General features: G+C 27.6%; 18 protein-coding genes and 1 other RNA gene. 15 read left to right on the top strand and 4 right to left on the bottom strand.

Annotated features, from left to right (window positions below; genetic code table 11):
* The first annotated feature begins 429 nt into the window (after positions 1 to 429).
* The 5 genes from rnr to IC219_RS14345 all read left to right on the top strand — a co-directional run bounded on the left by rnr (position 430) and on the right by IC219_RS14345 (position 6,685).
* Entirely contained in the window at positions 430 to 2,565 is a 2,136-nt protein-coding gene (gene rnr / locus IC219_RS14365) for a ribonuclease R (RefSeq protein WP_227831565.1), read from the top strand.
* A 496-nt stretch (positions 2,566 to 3,061) separates the two neighbouring features.
* Positions 3,062 to 3,553, top strand: coding sequence for a YfbM family protein (locus IC219_RS14360; RefSeq protein WP_227433787.1), 492 nt, complete (start codon positions 3,062 to 3,064; stop codon positions 3,551 to 3,553).
* A gap of 399 nt (positions 3,554 to 3,952) precedes the next feature.
* On the top strand, positions 3,953 to 4,825 hold the full coding sequence (locus IC219_RS14355; protein ID WP_227433788.1) for an ABC transporter ATP-binding protein: 873 nt from the start codon (positions 3,953 to 3,955) through the stop codon (positions 4,823 to 4,825).
* A complete protein-coding gene (locus tag IC219_RS14350) occupies positions 4,822 to 6,111 on the top strand; it encodes an ABC transporter permease (protein WP_227831566.1) in 1,290 nt (429 codons plus the stop codon). The genes IC219_RS14355 and IC219_RS14350 overlap by 4 nt, the downstream gene beginning before the upstream one ends.
* Complete coding sequence (locus IC219_RS14345; RefSeq protein WP_227831567.1) at positions 6,041 to 6,685, top strand: ABC transporter permease; 645 nt, start codon at positions 6,041 to 6,043, stop codon at positions 6,683 to 6,685. The genes IC219_RS14350 and IC219_RS14345 overlap by 71 nt, the downstream gene beginning before the upstream one ends.
* Before the next feature lie 574 nt (positions 6,686 to 7,259).
* On the opposite strand, the gene IC219_RS14340 is transcribed toward IC219_RS14345, so the two are convergent.
* Positions 7,260 to 8,087 carry an AIM24 family protein gene (locus IC219_RS14340; RefSeq protein ID WP_227433791.1) on the bottom strand — a complete coding sequence of 276 codons (828 nt, stop codon included), beginning with the start codon at positions 8,085 to 8,087 and terminating at the stop codon, positions 7,260 to 7,262.
* 607 nt (positions 8,088 to 8,694) lie between these two features.
* Here IC219_RS14340 and smpB point away from each other — a divergent pair.
* Together smpB and ssrA are read left to right on the top strand one after the other, a co-directional pair.
* Complete coding sequence (gene smpB, locus IC219_RS14335) at positions 8,695 to 9,150, top strand: SsrA-binding protein SmpB (RefSeq protein ID WP_054275121.1); 456 nt, start codon at positions 8,695 to 8,697, stop codon at positions 9,148 to 9,150.
* Between the two features lie 157 nt (positions 9,151 to 9,307).
* Positions 9,308 to 9,657: a transfer-messenger RNA gene (ssrA, locus tag IC219_RS14330) on the top strand.
* A 143-nt stretch (positions 9,658 to 9,800) separates the two neighbouring features.
* On the opposite strand, the gene IC219_RS14325 is transcribed toward ssrA, so the two are convergent.
* A complete protein-coding gene (locus tag IC219_RS14325) occupies positions 9,801 to 10,979 on the bottom strand; it encodes a site-specific integrase (RefSeq protein WP_196340952.1) in 1,179 nt (392 codons plus the stop codon).
* 47 nt (positions 10,980 to 11,026) lie between these two features.
* Positions 11,027 to 11,248: a helix-turn-helix domain-containing protein gene (locus IC219_RS14320; RefSeq protein WP_227831568.1), complete on the bottom strand. Its 222-nt coding sequence runs from the start codon at positions 11,246 to 11,248 to the stop codon at positions 11,027 to 11,029.
* Positions 11,249 to 11,414: 166 nt separating this feature from the next.
* Between IC219_RS14320 and IC219_RS21775 the strand changes: the two genes are divergently transcribed.
* The gene (locus IC219_RS21775; protein ID WP_255613024.1) at positions 11,415 to 11,540 is read left to right on the top strand and encodes a hypothetical protein; all 126 of its coding nucleotides are present in this window, start codon (positions 11,415 to 11,417) and stop codon (positions 11,538 to 11,540) included.
* Between the two features lie 166 nt (positions 11,541 to 11,706).
* Positions 11,707 to 12,870, top strand: coding sequence for a type I restriction endonuclease (locus IC219_RS14315; RefSeq protein WP_196340950.1), 1,164 nt, complete (start codon positions 11,707 to 11,709; stop codon positions 12,868 to 12,870).
* A 47-nt stretch (positions 12,871 to 12,917) separates the two neighbouring features.
* On the opposite strand, the gene IC219_RS14310 is transcribed toward IC219_RS14315, so the two are convergent.
* The gene (locus IC219_RS14310; RefSeq protein WP_196340949.1) at positions 12,918 to 13,265 is read right to left on the bottom strand and encodes a helix-turn-helix domain-containing protein; all 348 of its coding nucleotides are present in this window, start codon (positions 13,263 to 13,265) and stop codon (positions 12,918 to 12,920) included.
* A 167-nt stretch (positions 13,266 to 13,432) separates the two neighbouring features.
* On the opposite strand from IC219_RS14310, the gene IC219_RS14305 reads away from it, so the two are divergent.
* Genes IC219_RS14305 through IC219_RS14280 form a run of 6 tightly spaced genes read left to right on the top strand, consistent with a single transcriptional unit; the run spans position 13,433 to position 16,937 of the window.
* Positions 13,433 to 13,666, top strand: coding sequence for a helix-turn-helix domain-containing protein (locus IC219_RS14305; RefSeq protein ID WP_196340948.1), 234 nt, complete (start codon positions 13,433 to 13,435; stop codon positions 13,664 to 13,666).
* Between the two features lie 40 nt (positions 13,667 to 13,706).
* Positions 13,707 to 14,144 (top strand): helix-turn-helix domain-containing protein, encoded by a 438-nt coding sequence (locus tag IC219_RS14300; RefSeq protein ID WP_227831569.1) that lies wholly within the window; start codon positions 13,707 to 13,709, stop codon positions 14,142 to 14,144.
* A gap of 11 nt (positions 14,145 to 14,155) precedes the next feature.
* Complete coding sequence (locus IC219_RS14295) at positions 14,156 to 14,386, top strand: helix-turn-helix domain-containing protein (RefSeq protein WP_021425779.1); 231 nt, start codon at positions 14,156 to 14,158, stop codon at positions 14,384 to 14,386.
* A 48-nt stretch (positions 14,387 to 14,434) separates the two neighbouring features.
* Entirely contained in the window at positions 14,435 to 15,193 is a 759-nt protein-coding gene (locus IC219_RS14290) for a hypothetical protein (RefSeq protein WP_227831570.1), read from the top strand.
* A 12-nt stretch (positions 15,194 to 15,205) separates the two neighbouring features.
* The gene (locus IC219_RS14285) at positions 15,206 to 16,561 is read left to right on the top strand and encodes a DnaB-like helicase N-terminal domain-containing protein (RefSeq protein WP_196340946.1); all 1,356 of its coding nucleotides are present in this window, start codon (positions 15,206 to 15,208) and stop codon (positions 16,559 to 16,561) included.
* Positions 16,554 to 16,937, top strand: coding sequence for a single-stranded DNA-binding protein (locus IC219_RS14280; protein ID WP_227831571.1), 384 nt, complete (start codon positions 16,554 to 16,556; stop codon positions 16,935 to 16,937). The genes IC219_RS14285 and IC219_RS14280 overlap by 8 nt, the downstream gene beginning before the upstream one ends.
* The last annotated feature ends 12 nt before the right edge of the window (positions 16,938 to 16,949 follow it).

Below are 16,949 nucleotides of genomic sequence, written 5' to 3'. Positions count from 1 at the left end.
ATATTATAAAAAGTTATATTTAAAAAATTAATTGAGTTATATAAATTTAACTTAATTTGAGTATACTAATAGAATAAATTATTATATAGTAATACTTAGATGGAATGAATATTTTACCAATTCTATATGATGGTGTATAATTAGGTGATAAAGTAGCTGTAATAATGATATTTTAAGTAAATTACAATTGTGCTTATGATAACTTAAACTATTATTAGAGAATTATCATAACTTTTTTAAAGATTTATTAAGATAATTTCAATTAAATATAAAAAACATATAATAATTGATTTAACTTGAAACAATAATAAAAGAATATAAAAAACGGTGTGTGAAGATATATGAAAGGTAATATAGAAGATATACAAAGGGTAATATAATAGAAAACTAAAAAAATAATATAACAAGAAAGTAAAATAGGAGGAAAAAATGATACCAGGACTTAAAGAGAGTTTGTTAGGATTAATAAACGAAAGTGCATATAATCCTCTAAAAAAGGAAGAATTAGCAGAAATTTTTGATATACATTCATCAGAAATGCCAATGTTCTATAATTTTTTAGAAGAATTAGAGGAAGATGGATATATATGTTTTACTAAGAAAAATAAAATAGTATCATCAAATCAAATGGGATATTTTGTTGGTAAATTTACATCACATAAAAAAGGCTTTGGATTTGTAGAATCTGATGTTGAATACACACAAGATTTATTTATCTCAAGTGACAATATAAATGGAGCTATGCATAATGATAGAGTTATGGCAGAGATAGTTGTACCTGCAACTGAAGAAAAAAGAGCAGAAGGAAGAATCGTAAAAATTATAAAGAGAGAAATAACTAAAATAGTAGGTACTTTTCAATCAAGTAAAACTTTTGGATTTGTAACACCAGACAATAAGAAATTTACTAAGGATGTATATATACCTAAAAGATATTTTAGTGGTGCAGTAGATAATGATAAGGTAGTTTGTGAAATTACAGTATGGCCACAAGAAGATAGAAAACCAGAAGGAAAGATTATAGAAATACTGGGTCAAAAAGGTGAAAGAGGAGTAGAAATAGACTCTATAATAAGAGAACATGGTCTTCCAGAAGAATTTCCTAAGAAGGTATTGCAAGAAGCAGAAGCTGTTGCTGTTGAAATTCCAGAAGAAGAGGTAAAAAGAAGAAGAGATTTAAGAGATTTAAATATATTTACTATAGATGGAGATGACGCAAAAGATTTAGATGATGCTATATCAATAGAGGTATTATCTAATGGAAACTTTAAGTTAGGGGTTCATATAGCTGATGTTACACATTATGTAAGAGAAAAAAATAAATTAGATAAAGAGGCTTTAAAAAGGGCTACATCTGTGTATTTAGTAGATAAAGTAATTCCAATGTTGCCAAAGACTCTTTCTAATGGAGTATGTAGTTTAAATCCATTTGAAGACAAATTAACGCTTTCTATATTTATGGAAATAGACCATAAGGGAAATGTAGTTAAGCATGAAATATGTGAATCTATAATAAATTCAAAGGCTAGAATGACTTATACAGAAGTATCCGATATATTAGAAAAAGATGATGAAAAGCTTAAAAAGACTTTTGAACATGTTGTAGATGATTTTAAAAATTCTGAAATTTTGGCTAGAATTCTTATGTCAAGAAGAGAAAAAAGAGGGGCTATAGACTTTAACTTCCCAGAAGCAAAGATAATTCTAAATGGAAATGGAGAAGTTGCAGATATAAAACCATATGAAAGAAGAATTTCTAATAAAATAATAGAAGAGTTTATGCTTATAAGTAATGAAACAATTGCTGAACATTTTTATTGGATGGGTATACCATTTGTGTATAGAATACATGAAACACCATCTTTAGAAAAAATGGAAGAATTGAGTAAATTTATATCTACATTTGGATATACAATAAAAGGTGATAAAGAAGAGGTACATCCAAAGGCATTACAAGGAATAATAGAGAAGATAAAAGGCAAAACAGAAGAGGGAGCAATCAGTACCATAATGCTTCGTTCTTTAAAACAGGCTAAGTATTCACCAGAATGTAGTGGACATTTTGGGTTAGCTGCTAAATTCTATTGTCACTTTACTTCACCAATAAGAAGATATCCTGACCTTCAAATTCATAGAATAATAAAAGAGTCTTTAAATAATAAGATAAATGGAAAGAGACAAGAGCAACTTACTACTATAGTAGATTATGCATCTGTTCAATCATCTGAAAAAGAGAGAAAAGCAGAATTGGCTGAAAGAGATGTACATGACTTCTATAAGGCTCTTTATATGAAGGATAAAGTTGGTCAAGAGTTTGAAGGTGTTGTATCTAGTGTAACTTCATTTGGAATATTTGTTGAGCTAGATAATACTATAGAAGGATTGATAAGACTTGCAAATATGAATGATGACTATTATATCTATGATGAAAGTTCTTATAGTGTGTTAGGTGAGAGAACCAAGAAGTCATATAAAATAGGTGACCTTGTTAAGATAAAAGTTGAAGGTGTAAATGAAGACTTTAAAGAAATTGACTTTGAGATAGTTGAAAAGATTGAAGAATAAACAAAATATAAAGAATAAGGTTTAATATTTGAAAATAAGAGTAAACAGGAAAAAATTAATATCTTAAAATAGGAAAATACAGAAATATTTAAAAGTAGACATGAAAATTTGTAGTGTTTATGGTATGACTAAATGTAGAATATTTGATAAAAAGTAGATGTTTAGACCATATTTAGCATTTAGCAAAAATATATATTAAAAAAATAGATTTTTATAGGAAATAAGTGTATCATTTAGAAATTGAGATACACTTATTTTTTATTTTATATAATTTTGACACGATAACACATGTATTTTACTAAAAAGATAGAACTAATTTATGCAATATTAGTGCATGTGTGTGCGTAATAAAATTCTTTGGTTCAACATCAGAAATATTACCTCATGTATACTTTGATTTTTAAGATGTAATGACATTTTTTTTAGTGAATTTTCTTGTCAATACCTTTTGTTATGAGTTAAAATTATAAAAATACTACTTAGGAGGGAAGTAATTATGGGCATGATAGGAAGTTACTTTAGAATAAGTGAAGAAAATATTTTGAAATTACAACAATCAACAGATAACTTAGAGGATTTTATGTTTGAAGATGTACAGGAAGATAGCAGTATTAATATTGATAAAGCATGGCATGCAATTCAGTTTACTCTAACTGGTTGTCCTTTTGGTGGAGATAATGCTAATATTTTTAGTAAATTAGTGTTGAGTGGAAACACATTTATGGAAATTGAAGGAGAATTTTATCCTATGTTAATTACAGCTAATGATGTAAAAAAACTATCAGAGGCAATGAACAATTTGGAAGAAGAAGAATTTAGAAAAAAATTTAGTGTCAGTGAAATGCTAGAAAATGAAATTTATCCTGTTATGGATGATGAAGATGAGGATGAATTTTTTGAATATGTATGGGCTAATTTAATTGAACTTAAAAAATTTATGCAAGTAGCTTCTAATGAGGGACAAGCTGTAATATTTTGTATAATGTAATGATTATTATAAAGCTATTTATCATAAGATTGTAAGTTTTATAAAGTTGTTTACTATAAAGTTGTAAATTTTAATAAAGTTAGATATGAGTAAATGATGCCTTTATAAACGTACATATTGAAACAGCAGTAGAATGTAATCCAATTATAGTAATTTTAAAAGAACTTTTTAAATAGTAATATTATCTTTAGACACTTCAATTATTTTTAAATCACTATAGTACAGAAGTCATTAGTATATAAGCGTATTTATTTTATTTATTAAGAGAAATTAGAATCTTTAGAAAAAATTTAGAAATTTCTAAATAATATCTTAAGTTTTAGAATTTATTATGGAAATATAATAAAAAATTAATAAAAATAAAATACTATAAAATGATTTATGGGGGTGTACTTATATATGGAAATGAAAATATCAGTGTCTAATCTCAGTAAGAGGTTTGGTTCAAAATTGGCTCTTGAAAATGTAAACATTGAAATTGATAGTGGAATGTTTGGACTTTTGGGAAGAAATGGAGCAGGAAAAACAACATTTATGCGAATTCTAGCTACTTTATTGTCAAAAACTGATGGCTCAATAGATATGTGTGGAATTCCTATAGAAAAAACGAAAGAAATTAGAGATATGGTTGGTTACCTTCCTCAAGATTTTTCAATGTATCCAAATATGACAGTGTATGAAGCAATGGATTATCTAGCTGTTTTATCAAATATACCATCAGGAAAAAGAAGAAAAATTATCAATAAGTTATTAAGTAAAGTAAATTTAACTAATCATCAAAGAGTAAAAGTAAAATCTTTGTCTGGAGGTATGAATAGAAGACTTGGAATTGCCCAAGCGCTGATTCACAATCCTAAAGTTTTAATCGTAGATGAACCAACAGCAGGACTTGACCCAGAAGAGCGTATACGATTTAGAAATTTATTATGTGAGATTGCCAATGATAGAATAGTTATATTATCAACACATATTGTAGGAGACATAGAAGCAACATGTGAAAATATAGCTATATTAGATAATGGAAAAGTTATATATAATGGAACAACTGAGGCATTAACAAAACTTGCTTATGGAAAAGTATATAGTGTTGAAGTAGATAAAAAGGACATAGAAAATATAAAAAATAGATTTGTAGTTATAGGTATGTTGACTCAAGGTGGAAAAGCTACACTTAGAATCATATCAGAAGAAAAACCTTTTGAAACAGCAGTAGAATGTAATCCAACTATCGAAGATGGCTATATGCTTATGATGGGAGGAAATAAGATATGAATCTATTTATAAAAGAGTGTAAAAACATATTAAAAAGCACAGTCTATTATGTTTTTATTGTAGTATTAGTAGTTTTCTATATTTCACAACTTGGAAGCTCAGTTTCAGAAGATGTAAGCAAAAATATTCCTAATGAAGGGAATCCATTAGTTGCTCCTCAAAGAGTAGAAAACATTGATGAATACTACTTAAAACACAATCAATATCCATATGGTCAAAAAGAATCTTTGAAGTCTGATAAAGTAATTCCAAGTGCAACTATAAGTTTAATTAGAGAATATCAAGAAAATTCATATACAACATATCCAATGGGAATTATTAAGCATATAAAATTAAATGAAAGCAAAACCCAAACTATAGAGAAGTATATTGAGGAGATAACTGGTAACAGTATTGACAAAGTAAACTCAATTTGGGAAAGTGGAGAAAATATAGAAATAAATTCTTCTAAATTATCATTTGAAAAATTTGAAGAAATAATGCAAAGCGTAGATGAAATTTTAGGTGGTGGGTCTGCGTATGCCATTGATAAATTACAAAGATTTGGTATAGTTCCAATTACTTATGAAGAAGCTATGCAAAATTATAACTATACAATACAAAAAGATAAAGTAACTAATGGTTATGCAAGAATTTTTTGTGACTATATTGGTATAATTTTAAGTATATTTCCAGTATTTGTAGCAGTTTTTATGTCAATGAAAGATAGACGTTCAAGAATGAGCGAAATTGTCTATTCAAAACAAGCATCAACATCTAAAATAATTTTATCAAGATATTTTGCTCTTGTATTTATGATGATGTTGCCAGTTTTAATTTTAGGTATAAAAGAATTACTTCCTTTAATTTCATTTGCTAAAGATGAAGGAATTTCTGTTGATAATTTAGCATTTATAAAATATACACTGTGGTGGTTATTGCCAACTCTTATGATAGTTACAGCTGTAGGAGTGAGTCTGACTGTTTTAACAGACACACCAGTAGCAATTATTGTTCAATTAATTTGGTGGTTTTACAGTATAAACTCTATAGGTCTTGAAGGAGATTATCCATCAATGGGACTAATGATAAGACATAATAATGTACTAAATGGAACTATTATAGCAGAAAACTTTAATACTATTATGAGTAATAGACTTTTAATAGGATTGGGAGCATTAATAATTGTCTTGATAACTACATTTTTATATGAACAAAAAAGAAGGGGGAATCTTAATGTTGGTTCAAAGTTTTCAAAATTATTTAGTTTTAATCAAAGAAAACTTCAAATTAAGCACTCTAATTAATCTAATATGTTCAATTGGTATGTTATGTTTGATTCCATTTATACAAGGGGTAGCAAATTTAGATAGTGTTTCAGCAGCTATATGTCTTGAAAACTATGTTGTAATAGTAGGAATAATAATGATAGTTCCTATATTTTACTTAGAACAATCAAAGGAAATTGATGAGATAGTATCATCAAAATCAGTATCTCAAGTAGTTATACAATTAATAAGAATAATAATGTCAATTATAAGTATACTTGTGTTAATTGCTGGATTTGTACTGATGTTAAAACATCTTGGAGGCAATTTTCCTATATTTAAATATATTGTGGGGAGTTTTGCATCAGCTATGTTTATAGGAAGTTTAGGTATGTTATTTTCTAATTTATTTAACAATACTATTATAGGATATATGGTATCTATAGGATATTTAATTTTAAATATGATGACTAAAGATAAGTATGTTGGAAATTTCTTTATAATGTCTATGAGTCGAGGTAGCTTTGATGAAAAGTATTGGTTGATATGTGGAAGTATTGTGCTTATGGTTGTATCTCTTTTGATAAAGCCAATAAAGAGAAAGATTGTTTAGTTAGATTAAAATTGTTTATTGTAGGTAAATTAAATAGAGTAATACAAAAGTTGTTTATTGCGGATACATTAAACAGAGTGATATTAAAGTTGTTTATTGCAGGTAAATTGAATAGAGTGATATTAAAGTTGTTTATTGCAGGCAAAGTAAGTATACTAATATAAAAATTGTTTATTATAGTAAAACTAAATAGATTAATAATAGGCATTTTTAGGTTAATAATCAGAACTATAATAAAAGTTATTAGATTTATAATATATGCTATCAATAATTTTATTTAATTGGATTTATTGATAATTGAATGATTTAACGCAGATAAGATTTGAATTAGAGCATTAGGTAAAACGAATATATCTTTAAATATGAATTTATATTTATAAAAGAGGCTATTAGTAGATTTGAGGCTGTAAGTAGATTTGTGTGTAGAAACAAATTTACCTACAGCTTTTTTATATTTACACTGATGTCTTTATATTATAAAATATATCTATTTACTAAATTTTATCTAAAGATGTCAAAAGTATATTTTATATTAACTTTACATGAATAGTTTTATAAAATTTTCATAAAATTTCTATTTTTGCTTAGAAACCTTATTATTCATATTATCATTAGTAGGCATGGCTCCAAAGCTTAGTTTTTCGTACATTACTTGAGTAGGAGCTAACCAAACTGTACCATTTCCAGTAAATGTATTTAAGAAACCTTCACCATTTAAAGCAGAACCAATTAAAGATTTATCTGACTTTGTAACAGAAAAATTAACTCCAGATGTTCTGGCTATTGCAAAGTTACCATCTACTTTTAATTCTTCTCCATTGCTCAATTCATATTCTACAATTTCACTTTGAGGCACAACACATTCTAGAACAACTACACCAGTACCACTTAACTCTATTTGGAAGAAACCTTCACCACCAAGTAAAGCAGAAGAGAAGTTCTTTTGCGTAAATGCCTTTACTTCTATAGTGTCAGAGCAACAATAGAATAGACCTTTATCGACGATTATAGAATCATTATCAAGGCTCATAAATAAATAATGTCTAAAAGAAGGCTCTAAGTAAACTTCGCCAGTACCCTTATATGTAGGTTTCATCATTGATTCATTAGTAAGTGCTCCTGATATTCCTTTTTTGAAAAGACCTCCAACACCACCAATTTTAGTTTCAGAAGATATCTTTCCTTTATAATAGTACAGTGCACCAGCTTCTGTTTTTATTGATGAATTATTTAATTTTATCTTAATTTGTCTAGCCTTCAAGCCAGCTTCTCTAGCAAAATATAATCCCATTGCCATCATTGGGCTAGAAGCACCTTCAAGTTTTTCAAATTCTAATATTTCAAATTCACTTCTACCATCTGATGTATTTTCTAAAATTTTTACTTTTTTGCTTAAATCCATACAAATTTCTCCCTACTATATTAAAATTTATCTCTAAAATCTTATAAGATATAACTATATATTACATTTTTTTTGAAAAATTAGCTACTTTATCATCAAAGTTTTACATAGATATTAAGAAATTTTAAGAATATTTATAATTGAAGTATATTGTTTGAGTACGTATTTTGAGTAGTATTTATAATTTGTGGGTATTATATTTTATGGGAGTGTTAAAATTATTTAAAAGTGAAAAGTGAAAAGTGAAAAGTGAAAAGTGAAAAGTGAAAAGTGAAAAGTGAAAAGTGAAAAGTGAAAAGTGAAAAGTGAAAAGTGAAAAGTGAAAAGTAGGTATTAGAGTATTAAAATTTTTGTTTTGAGTTTGATAGATTATTTTTAGTAATTTATTTTGACTTTGCATTAAATAGAGTAGATGCAATTTCTTACAATATGTTGTTATATTATTTAATATATCTTGCTTAATTAGTTTAATGTATGAGTTGTCATATTGACTAAAGTACTTGAATATGTTATCATACAGGGTAGTCAAAAGATTTGTAGATATAAAATAATTAGTAAATTTTTAGTATATATTAAAGAAATTTCTAGCAAAGAAGGTGAGATTTATATGGCTGGTAAAAAAATATTAGCAACAAACAAAAGAGCAAGACATGAATATTTTATAGAGGAAACCTATGAGTGTGGAATTGAATTAAAAGGAACAGAAGTAAAATCAATAAGACAGGGTAAAGTCAACCTAAGTGATGGATTTGCATCTGTAGATAACAGTGAAGTATTTTTAAAACAAGTTCATATAAGTCCATATGAGCAAGGAAATATATTTAATGTTGACCCTCTAAGAGTGAGAAAGTTATTGCTTCACAAGCATGAGATAAGAAAACTTATTGGAGCAACTACTATAAAGGGGTATTCACTTATACCACTTAGTTTATATTTAAAAAATGGTAAAGTTAAAGTAGAGATTGCTTTAGCAAAAGGTAAGAAGTTATATGACAAGCGTCAAGATATGGCTAAGAAAGATGCCCAAAGACGTATAGAAAGAGAAATGACAGGGAAATATTAAACTAGTTAAAAATGTATTTTTTAGAATAAAATTCTTTATTATCTAGAACATAACATTGATTTTTATTCTTAAAAGTATTATATTATATATACATTAAAAATTTAATAAGAATGGTGATAAAGTTTGCGAAGAGTCTAATGGACTATAAACTACTCAAGGGGGCGTAAAGGTTTCGACGTGGGTTTGGAACTTGAGGCTGCGTGTCGTGTTACTCTGGGTCACGTAAAAACTGGGGAACTTTAAAATAAACGCAGACGATAATTTCGCGATAGCAGCCTAGTTGCTGCTCGTCCCTCTTAGCCCTCCTGCCGGCTAAGACTGGACGTCATTATGCAGGGAACTACTTTGAGGGTGTCTCGACTTAGGGTAGATTAATTGGGACTGGCTAAGCATAGAGCCTGCCACTTGGCGTTATGTAAGGTGAGATATTAGTAAAGTTGGCTACACATGTAGATGCAGCGAGGAAAAGATTTGCGGACAGGGGTTCGACTCCCCTCGTCTCCACCAATTTTTAAAAGAGAATGATGAAATGACTGGGATTACTTAGTTTTAGGCTAAGTAATCCTTTTTGTTTTGTTGGAAAGCACACAATCAGCACACAACCATGGATTTAGATTAAAAATGGTAAAATTTAATACACCTTATTTCTATCAAAAAATATCATTTATTTTATCAACAGCATCTTGCTTGGTATTGTGCATAACGTGTGTATATATATCCATAGTTATACTTATATCATAATGACCCATTAACGTCTGAACAGTCTTAGGAGGGACACCAGCCTCGAATAATCGTGTTGCATATGTATGTCTAAGAGCATGAAATTTAATTTTAGGTATATTTAATTTTTTTAGCAAAGAATCTAAAATTTTACCAGGTCTATTATTGTTTAAAGCAAGACCTGTATCATTACAAATTACATAATTATTATTTACATAAGCATCACCTAACAATAATCTTTGTTCTGTTTGTTGTATTTTATGTCTTTTTAATTTAACTAAAATATTTCTTGGAATAGGAACTGTTCTTATAGAATTTTTAGTCTTTGGATATTGTTCAATAACCTTTTTTTCTCTAGTTCCATCTTTATTTATTTCAGTAACTCGTTGTAAAGTCCTATTAACAGTTAAAGACTCATCATCAAAATTAATATCACTCCATTTTAAACCAAGTAATTCTCCTAATCTTAAACCAGTACTCAAAGCAAGAAGAAAAAGTATTTCGAACTTATCTCCATCAATGCTATCAATAAATTTTTTTTGGTCAGTAATACTTAATATTTGTACCTCTTTTATCTTGTTATCAGATGGGAGTGTTACCATTTTACAATAATTTTTTTGAATATAACCTTGTTTTTCTGCTTCTGTTAGGCAAGGCTTTAATCTTGTATTTAGAGTTATAATTGTTGATGCAGGTTTGTTATATACATCCATAAGTTTATTGTAATATCTTTGTATATGCGTAGCTCTTAAATCTATTAATTTTATTTTCCCAAGTTCAGTATCTTTTATGTAATTTCTATAAATGCCCTCATATCTTTCAAAAGATTTAGGTTTTAAATCTTTTGCTCTATAATCAAATAACCAAGTATAAAACCAATCCTCAAAGGTTATTTTATCAGCTGAGACTATAGAGCCTAAGAGCATCTTTGTCCTATAAATATCTAATTTTTCTCTTACCTCTTTTTGTGTTTTTCCAGTAAATTGTTTTCTTATAAGTTTGCCTTTTTCATCACGACCAATGCTTATAGAAGCACGCCATCCTATCTGAACACCATTTCTTATATTTTTAACAATAGACCCCTCGCCATTAGCTCTTTTAGTTGCCATTTTGCCACCTCTTATACAGTATTAATTATATTCATTATACTATACAATTATCTTTTTTCATTATATGCATTTTCTTTGTCAATAAAATAATTTGATAATTTATAAGCACTAATATCTAATGCTTTTGATAATGATATAATTTGTTGTATGGTAGGACTATTTATAAAAATATCTTGTTCTAAGCGTGAAATATAACTTTGACTAATATTAGCAATTTTACTTAATTGTTTTTGAGTTAAGTTTTTGTCTTTTCTAGCTTGTTTTAGCATTAGATGTCACCCAATATTATTATATGTCGAAACAGGTCAAAATATTCGTCGTACGAATATTTCTAGTATGGTAAAATATGGTAATATATAAATATAAATAACTAATGTACATAAGATTATTTAAAAGTAGCAATTTTAATTTTTTTATCAAAATAGGGGTGATTTTATGTGCAAAGAGAAGGAGAAAAAAGCCATTTCTATAAGTGAGCTGAAAAAAATGAATAAGGAAGATTATGATTATTTTATAAAATTTGTAATTAAAATTGCAGAAAAAAGAAGAAATGAAATTTAGATTTAATAAATATTCCATAAAATACATTGGCATATTGTCAATGTATTTTATTTTGTCGAACGATTCAGAAATATATATTGACATATTTTTCTTATTTAAAACAAAATTATTGTATAATAAAAATAACAAACCATAAATCCAAGCATTTTTAGGGGGAGGCGATTATGTGGATTTTTCAGATAAAATAAAACAATTTAGTAAAAGAATAGAGGTGATAAAAGGAAATTTAACTACAGAAGAAGCAACAAAAACAGCATTAATAATGCCATTCTTTCAAATCTTAGAATATGATGTTTTTAATCCATTAGAATTTATGCCAGAATATACAGCAGATGTTGGAGTTAAAAGAGGGGAAAAAGTCGATTATGCAATACTAGAAGATGGTAAGCCAATTATTTTAATAGAAGCCAAGAATATAAAAGATAAGCTTACAAAACATGATGCACAATTGTTCAGATATTTTACAGCTACTGAGGCGAGATTTGCAATACTTACAAATGGAATAATTTATAAGTTCTTTACAGATTTAGAAGAAAAAAATATAATGGATGAAAAGCCATTTATGACTATAAATTTACTGGATATAGATGAAAATAAAATATCTCACTTAAAAAAATTTGCAAAAACAAATTTTGATATAGATGTAGTTTTTAATATAGCTTCTGAATCAAAATATACCAATCTAATAAAAGAACAATTAAATGAACAGCTTGAGAACCCATCTGATGAATTTGTACGATTTATAATAAATGACTTTTATAATGGTGTAAAAACACAGAATGTTGTAGAAAAATTTAGACCTATTGTAAAAAGGTCTATTCTACAATTTGCGACTGATTTTATGAATGAGAAATTGAAAACATTACTAGAAAGTAATAATGAAGAAAATGAAAATGAAAAAAAGAAAATGACTGAACAAAAATCAAAAGAGGATTCAGAAAAAAAAGCTAAAGAAAAAGTTGAAAAAGAAAAAATAAAGAAAGACGAAGAATGTCAGAAAAAAGACATAAAAACAGATGTTACAAAAGAGGAGCAATTGCAAGAAATAAGTAGGGAAGAAAAAGAAGCTTTTAACATAGTACAAGCTATTTTGGTAGATTTCTCATGTAAAGAAGATATAACATATAGGAAGGATAAAGATTGGCTAAAGGTACTATATAAAGATAATGAGAAGTCATGGATATGCAATATAAAGCTCACTCCCTCTGATAAGCTAATATCTTTACCAAACCAAAATGATGAACCTACAGAGTATCGCATGGATGAGATTATAGATATAAGAGAGCTGAAAGATGAATTAAATTATGTATTATCAAAATATATAAACTAAAAAAATACATAAAAAAATACATTGATTATTTTATCAATGTATTTTTTTTATTTATTTTTCTTTATTAAAGCATCAAGCATATGCCAAATTACTTCTCTATCTTCTTTATCAAGTTCAAATATTATGTCAGTCAGTTTTTTGACATCTTCATCAATTTCAATTATATTATTTGTTATATTTTCAGAGGGTTCCTTTTTAACAGCAATGTCTCCTAATATGGAGTCTACTGATACATTGAAGAATTTAGATATTTTTATAAGAGTATCAAAATCAGGTTTTCTTTTATTCAATTCATATAGAGATAAAGCAGAGCGAGATATACAAAGCTTTTCTGCTAATTCTTCTTGGGTTAATTTATTCTTTATTCGAAGCGTTTTTAAATTTTCACTAAACATAAGATACCTCCCTTTTTTATAATTATACTCTACAAAAAGTAGCAAAACAAATTTAGCTACAAAAAGTAGCAAAAATATTAGAACACTCTTGACAGCTACAAGATGAAGCATTATAATTAAAAATATAAATGCTACAAATTGTAGCTTAAAGGAGTGATTAATATAAAATGGATAAAAGATTAAATCTAATATCAGTAAGAAAAAAAATGGGTCTAACACAAGCAGATGTAGCAAAATATTTGGGAATAAATAGAAGCTACTATGGATTTATAGAAAATGGAATCAGAAATCCAAATCTGGATATAGCAAATAATATAGCCAAGTTATTTAATTTAGAATTAAAAGAAGCATTTCCAGAGGAAATTTTTTTTGCTAACAAATGCTACAAAATGAAGCTTTAAAGTATAGTTTAATTCTATAACAATAGGAGGATAAAAGTAAATGTCTAAACAATACCACAATATATACCAAATTAGTAGAGAAAACGTAGAATTAACACAAGAAAAAGCATCAGAATTACTAGATATATCAGTAGAAAGTATTAGAGCATATGAAAATGATAAAAGAATCCCAAATAATCAAGTAGTGGCTAGAATGATATGTATCTATAAAAATAAACTATTAGGATATGAACACGTTAGAAAAAGTACAGAGGCAGGGATAATGTTCCTACCAGAGCTAAAAATAAAAAGTCTTTCAAGTATAGCATTAAAATTACATAAAGAGATAAAAGATTACTTAAAAAAAGAAGATGATTTCATAGACATAGTTGAAGATGATGTAATTGAAGAACATGAAGAAATAGTATGGAACACTACTATGAAAGAATTAGATGCTATATTTGAGGCTATATTAGCATTGAAATTTGCAAAAAAATAGGGGGTATTTTTATGGAAGTTAATGAAAATATGCAAACAAAGGTTGTAAATTTTAAAACTAAAAAATCTAAAAAGGTGATGACTGTAAAAGAGTTTTCCGAAGAATATGGTATAGGTATAAATAATTCATATGAAATGACTCATATAAAAGGATTTCCTGCATTTACAGTGGGCAGAAAAATATTTATTTTAAGAGATAAAGTTGATGAATGGTTTTTAGACAATATTGGTGGCGAATTCTAAAATAATGTGTGGAAAATGTTAATAAGTAGGTGGTAAACAATGAGATATATGTTTTCTCCATTGGATATGTCGCCAGAAGAATTACTAGTATATCATCAATTATATTTACGAAGTGACCTTGAAACCATGATTGTTAAATATACTGATAGGCAAATTGAAGAGTCACTGAAAGACTTCAAAGTAGGGAGAAAAAAGATAAAAACAATATTGAAAAAGTTTGTTGATGAAGGATTATTCGTTGAAATTTCAATGGGGGTGAAGGGGAAAAATCCAAAACCAGCTACTGGAAAACTTGTATCAATAAAGGCTATTTTAGGAACCTTAAACGAACCTAAAAAGAACCTAAAAGGAACCTTGGAAACTGTTGAAAATAGCAATGTTTACAATGTTGAGGAACCTAAGACGAACCTTGAAGGAACCTTGGACGCTCCACTTATTAAGGAACAAGGAATAAGGAATAAAAAACTATATGTCGAGACCTCTAACGAGTATCGACTAGCAGAGTTTTTATTTAAGCATATAAGAAAAAATAATCCTAATGCAAAAGAGCCTAACTTACAAAACTGGTCAAAAGAATTTGATTATGTTCTCAGATTAGATAAAAGAAATTTAGAAGAAGTCCAAGAACTAATTAGGTTCTGCCAAAACGATAGTTTCTGGTGTGCAAATATTTTAAGTGCTTCTAAGTTCAGAAAGCAGTATGACCAGTTGTACCTAAAATATAAAAGTGAAAAAAAGAAAAAATTAAAAGATTTAAAACAACAAGGGAAAAGTTATTTAGACTTAAAAAATTTTGAATCTTTCTAGGAGGGAATGAGAGTGCTAGAATTAAATAATTTGCAAGCAGAACAAAGTATCCTTGGTGCTATTATGCTAGATAATACAGTTGTTTATGTCTGTAAAGAGTGCAATCTACTAGAAGAAGATTTTTTATATAATAGCAATAAAATAATATATAAAACTATGATTAAGTTAAGCAATGAGGATAAGGCAATTGACATTATTACACTTACAGATGAACTAAATAGTGTAAACCAACTTAAAGATGTTGGAGGATTAAGTTATATAACAAGTTTAACAACTATAGTTCCAACTGTTTCAAATGCCAAGTACTATATAGAAATTGTAAAGGAATTGTCTAAAAAAAGATTAATAAGTGAAAAGCTAAGTGAGGCTATAAATCAAGTTACTACGAGTTCTACAACGGAAATTGTATCTTTACTTGATGAAGTAAAAGAAATAGCCTTAGATGCTAAAAAGATTGATGATTTGTATATTGATGCTTCATTAGTCAAGAGAAATAAAAGTAGCAAAATGTGTATCAAAACAGGTTTTAGAGTTCTGGATGAAAAAATGAATGGACTTACTTATGGAAGCATGACAATAATTACTGGTGACCCAAGTAGTGGTAAATCAACTATAATTAATCAAATAGTTGCAAATGCAATTTCAGATGGATATAAAACATTTATTTATTCTGGTGAATTACCATCATATCAGTTAAAAGAATGGTTTGTAAGAACTGTTTGTAATGATTATCACCTAGAAACAATGATAAATTCATTGGGAGAAAAATACAAGGATGCAACTGAATATTCATGGGAACTTATTTCCGAGTGGATAAAGAAAAAGTTTTATATATATGGTGAAGATTCAAAAGCTAATGAAAAAAATCTAATACAGACGATAGAACATTTATATACAAGAAAAGGTGTTAGATTGTTTATTCTTGATAATTTAATGACTATAGATAGTAGTGGTAAGGATAAGTACGAAAAACAAGAAAATTTAGCAAAGGAATTAAAAAGAGTAGCTAAAAAATATGGGCTTGTAATTATACTTGTAGCTCATCCAAATAAGAGTAGTCATATGAATAATGAACCTTCAATGTTTGATGTATCTGGAGCAAGTGAGGTTGTAAATTTAGCTGATTATGTATTAAAGACAATCAGAACAGTTGAAGATGGGAAAGATGAAAGTTCTATATTGATATTGAAAAATAGGATAACTGGAAAACAGAGAATAACCATAAGAACTTATTTTAATTCAGAACGTAAAAGATTCTATACCAATGATAATACTGAACTTAAAAAAGATTTTGGATATGATCATAATAAAAAATTTGTTCAAGCAGTTATAGAGGATGATATTTTTGGAGGTAAGAAAAATGAATAGTGTAAGTTTAGTTGGCAGAATCGCAAGACAACCAGATTTAAGATATATTCCAGTAACAGGCACACCAGTAGCAACTTTTCAAATTGCTATAAATAGAGATTTTGTTAGAAAAGATGGAACTAGAGAGGCTGATTTTATTAATATAGAGGTTATTGGCAAGTCAGCAGAGGTTTGTGCCAATTATTTAGAGAAAGGAAGGCTTATATCATTACAAGGGTCAATAAGAGTTAATAATTATGAAAAAGATGGTGAAAGAAGAACATATACAAAAGTTGTTACAAAAAGAATTCAATTTTTAGATTACAAAAAGCATGTAGAAGAACAAAAGCAACCAAACTATACAGCTATAGAAAATGACCCAGATATACCTTTTTAAAGGGGTGGATTT

It is taken from the genome of Clostridioides sp. ES-W-0018-02, from assembly GCF_020658175.1.
Classification (GTDB): Bacteria; Bacillota; Clostridia; order Peptostreptococcales; family Peptostreptococcaceae; genus Clostridioides.
The sequence above is the reverse complement of the archived record's forward strand: the minus strand, read 5'-3'. Positions and strand labels throughout refer to the sequence as shown.

What these genes read in the sequence shown, in the direction of transcription:
- rnr (WP_227831565.1), top strand. Translation starts at nt 430, where the DNA reads ATGATACCAGGACTTAAAGAGAGTTTGTTAGGATTAATAAACGAAAGT.
- IC219_RS14360 (WP_227433787.1), top strand. Translation starts at nt 3,062, where the DNA reads ATGGGCATGATAGGAAGTTACTTTAGAATAAGTGAAGAAAATATTTTG.
- IC219_RS14355 (WP_227433788.1), top strand. Translation starts at nt 3,953, where the DNA reads ATGGAAATGAAAATATCAGTGTCTAATCTCAGTAAGAGGTTTGGTTCA.
- IC219_RS14350 (WP_227831566.1), top strand. Translation starts at nt 4,822, where the DNA reads ATGAATCTATTTATAAAAGAGTGTAAAAACATATTAAAAAGCACAGTC.
- IC219_RS14345 (WP_227831567.1), top strand. Translation starts at nt 6,041, where the DNA reads ATGTTGGTTCAAAGTTTTCAAAATTATTTAGTTTTAATCAAAGAAAAC.
- IC219_RS14340 (WP_227433791.1), bottom strand. Translation starts at nt 8,087, where the DNA reads ATGGATTTAAGCAAAAAAGTAAAAATTTTAGAAAATACATCAGATGGT.
- smpB (WP_054275121.1), top strand. Translation starts at nt 8,695, where the DNA reads ATGGCTGGTAAAAAAATATTAGCAACAAACAAAAGAGCAAGACATGAA.
- IC219_RS14325 (WP_196340952.1), bottom strand. Translation starts at nt 10,979, where the DNA reads ATGGCAACTAAAAGAGCTAATGGCGAGGGGTCTATTGTTAAAAATATA.
- IC219_RS14320 (WP_227831568.1), bottom strand. Translation starts at nt 11,248, where the DNA reads ATGCTAAAACAAGCTAGAAAAGACAAAAACTTAACTCAAAAACAATTA.
- IC219_RS21775 (WP_255613024.1), top strand. Translation starts at nt 11,415, where the DNA reads ATGTGCAAAGAGAAGGAGAAAAAAGCCATTTCTATAAGTGAGCTGAAA.
- IC219_RS14310 (WP_196340949.1), bottom strand. Translation starts at nt 13,265, where the DNA reads ATGTTTAGTGAAAATTTAAAAACGCTTCGAATAAAGAATAAATTAACC.
- IC219_RS14305 (WP_196340948.1), top strand. Translation starts at nt 13,433, where the DNA reads ATGGATAAAAGATTAAATCTAATATCAGTAAGAAAAAAAATGGGTCTA.
- IC219_RS14300 (WP_227831569.1), top strand. Translation starts at nt 13,707, where the DNA reads ATGTCTAAACAATACCACAATATATACCAAATTAGTAGAGAAAACGTA.
- IC219_RS14295 (WP_021425779.1), top strand. Translation starts at nt 14,156, where the DNA reads ATGGAAGTTAATGAAAATATGCAAACAAAGGTTGTAAATTTTAAAACT.
- IC219_RS14290 (WP_227831570.1), top strand. Translation starts at nt 14,435, where the DNA reads ATGTTTTCTCCATTGGATATGTCGCCAGAAGAATTACTAGTATATCAT.
- IC219_RS14280 (WP_227831571.1), top strand. Translation starts at nt 16,554, where the DNA reads ATGAATAGTGTAAGTTTAGTTGGCAGAATCGCAAGACAACCAGATTTA.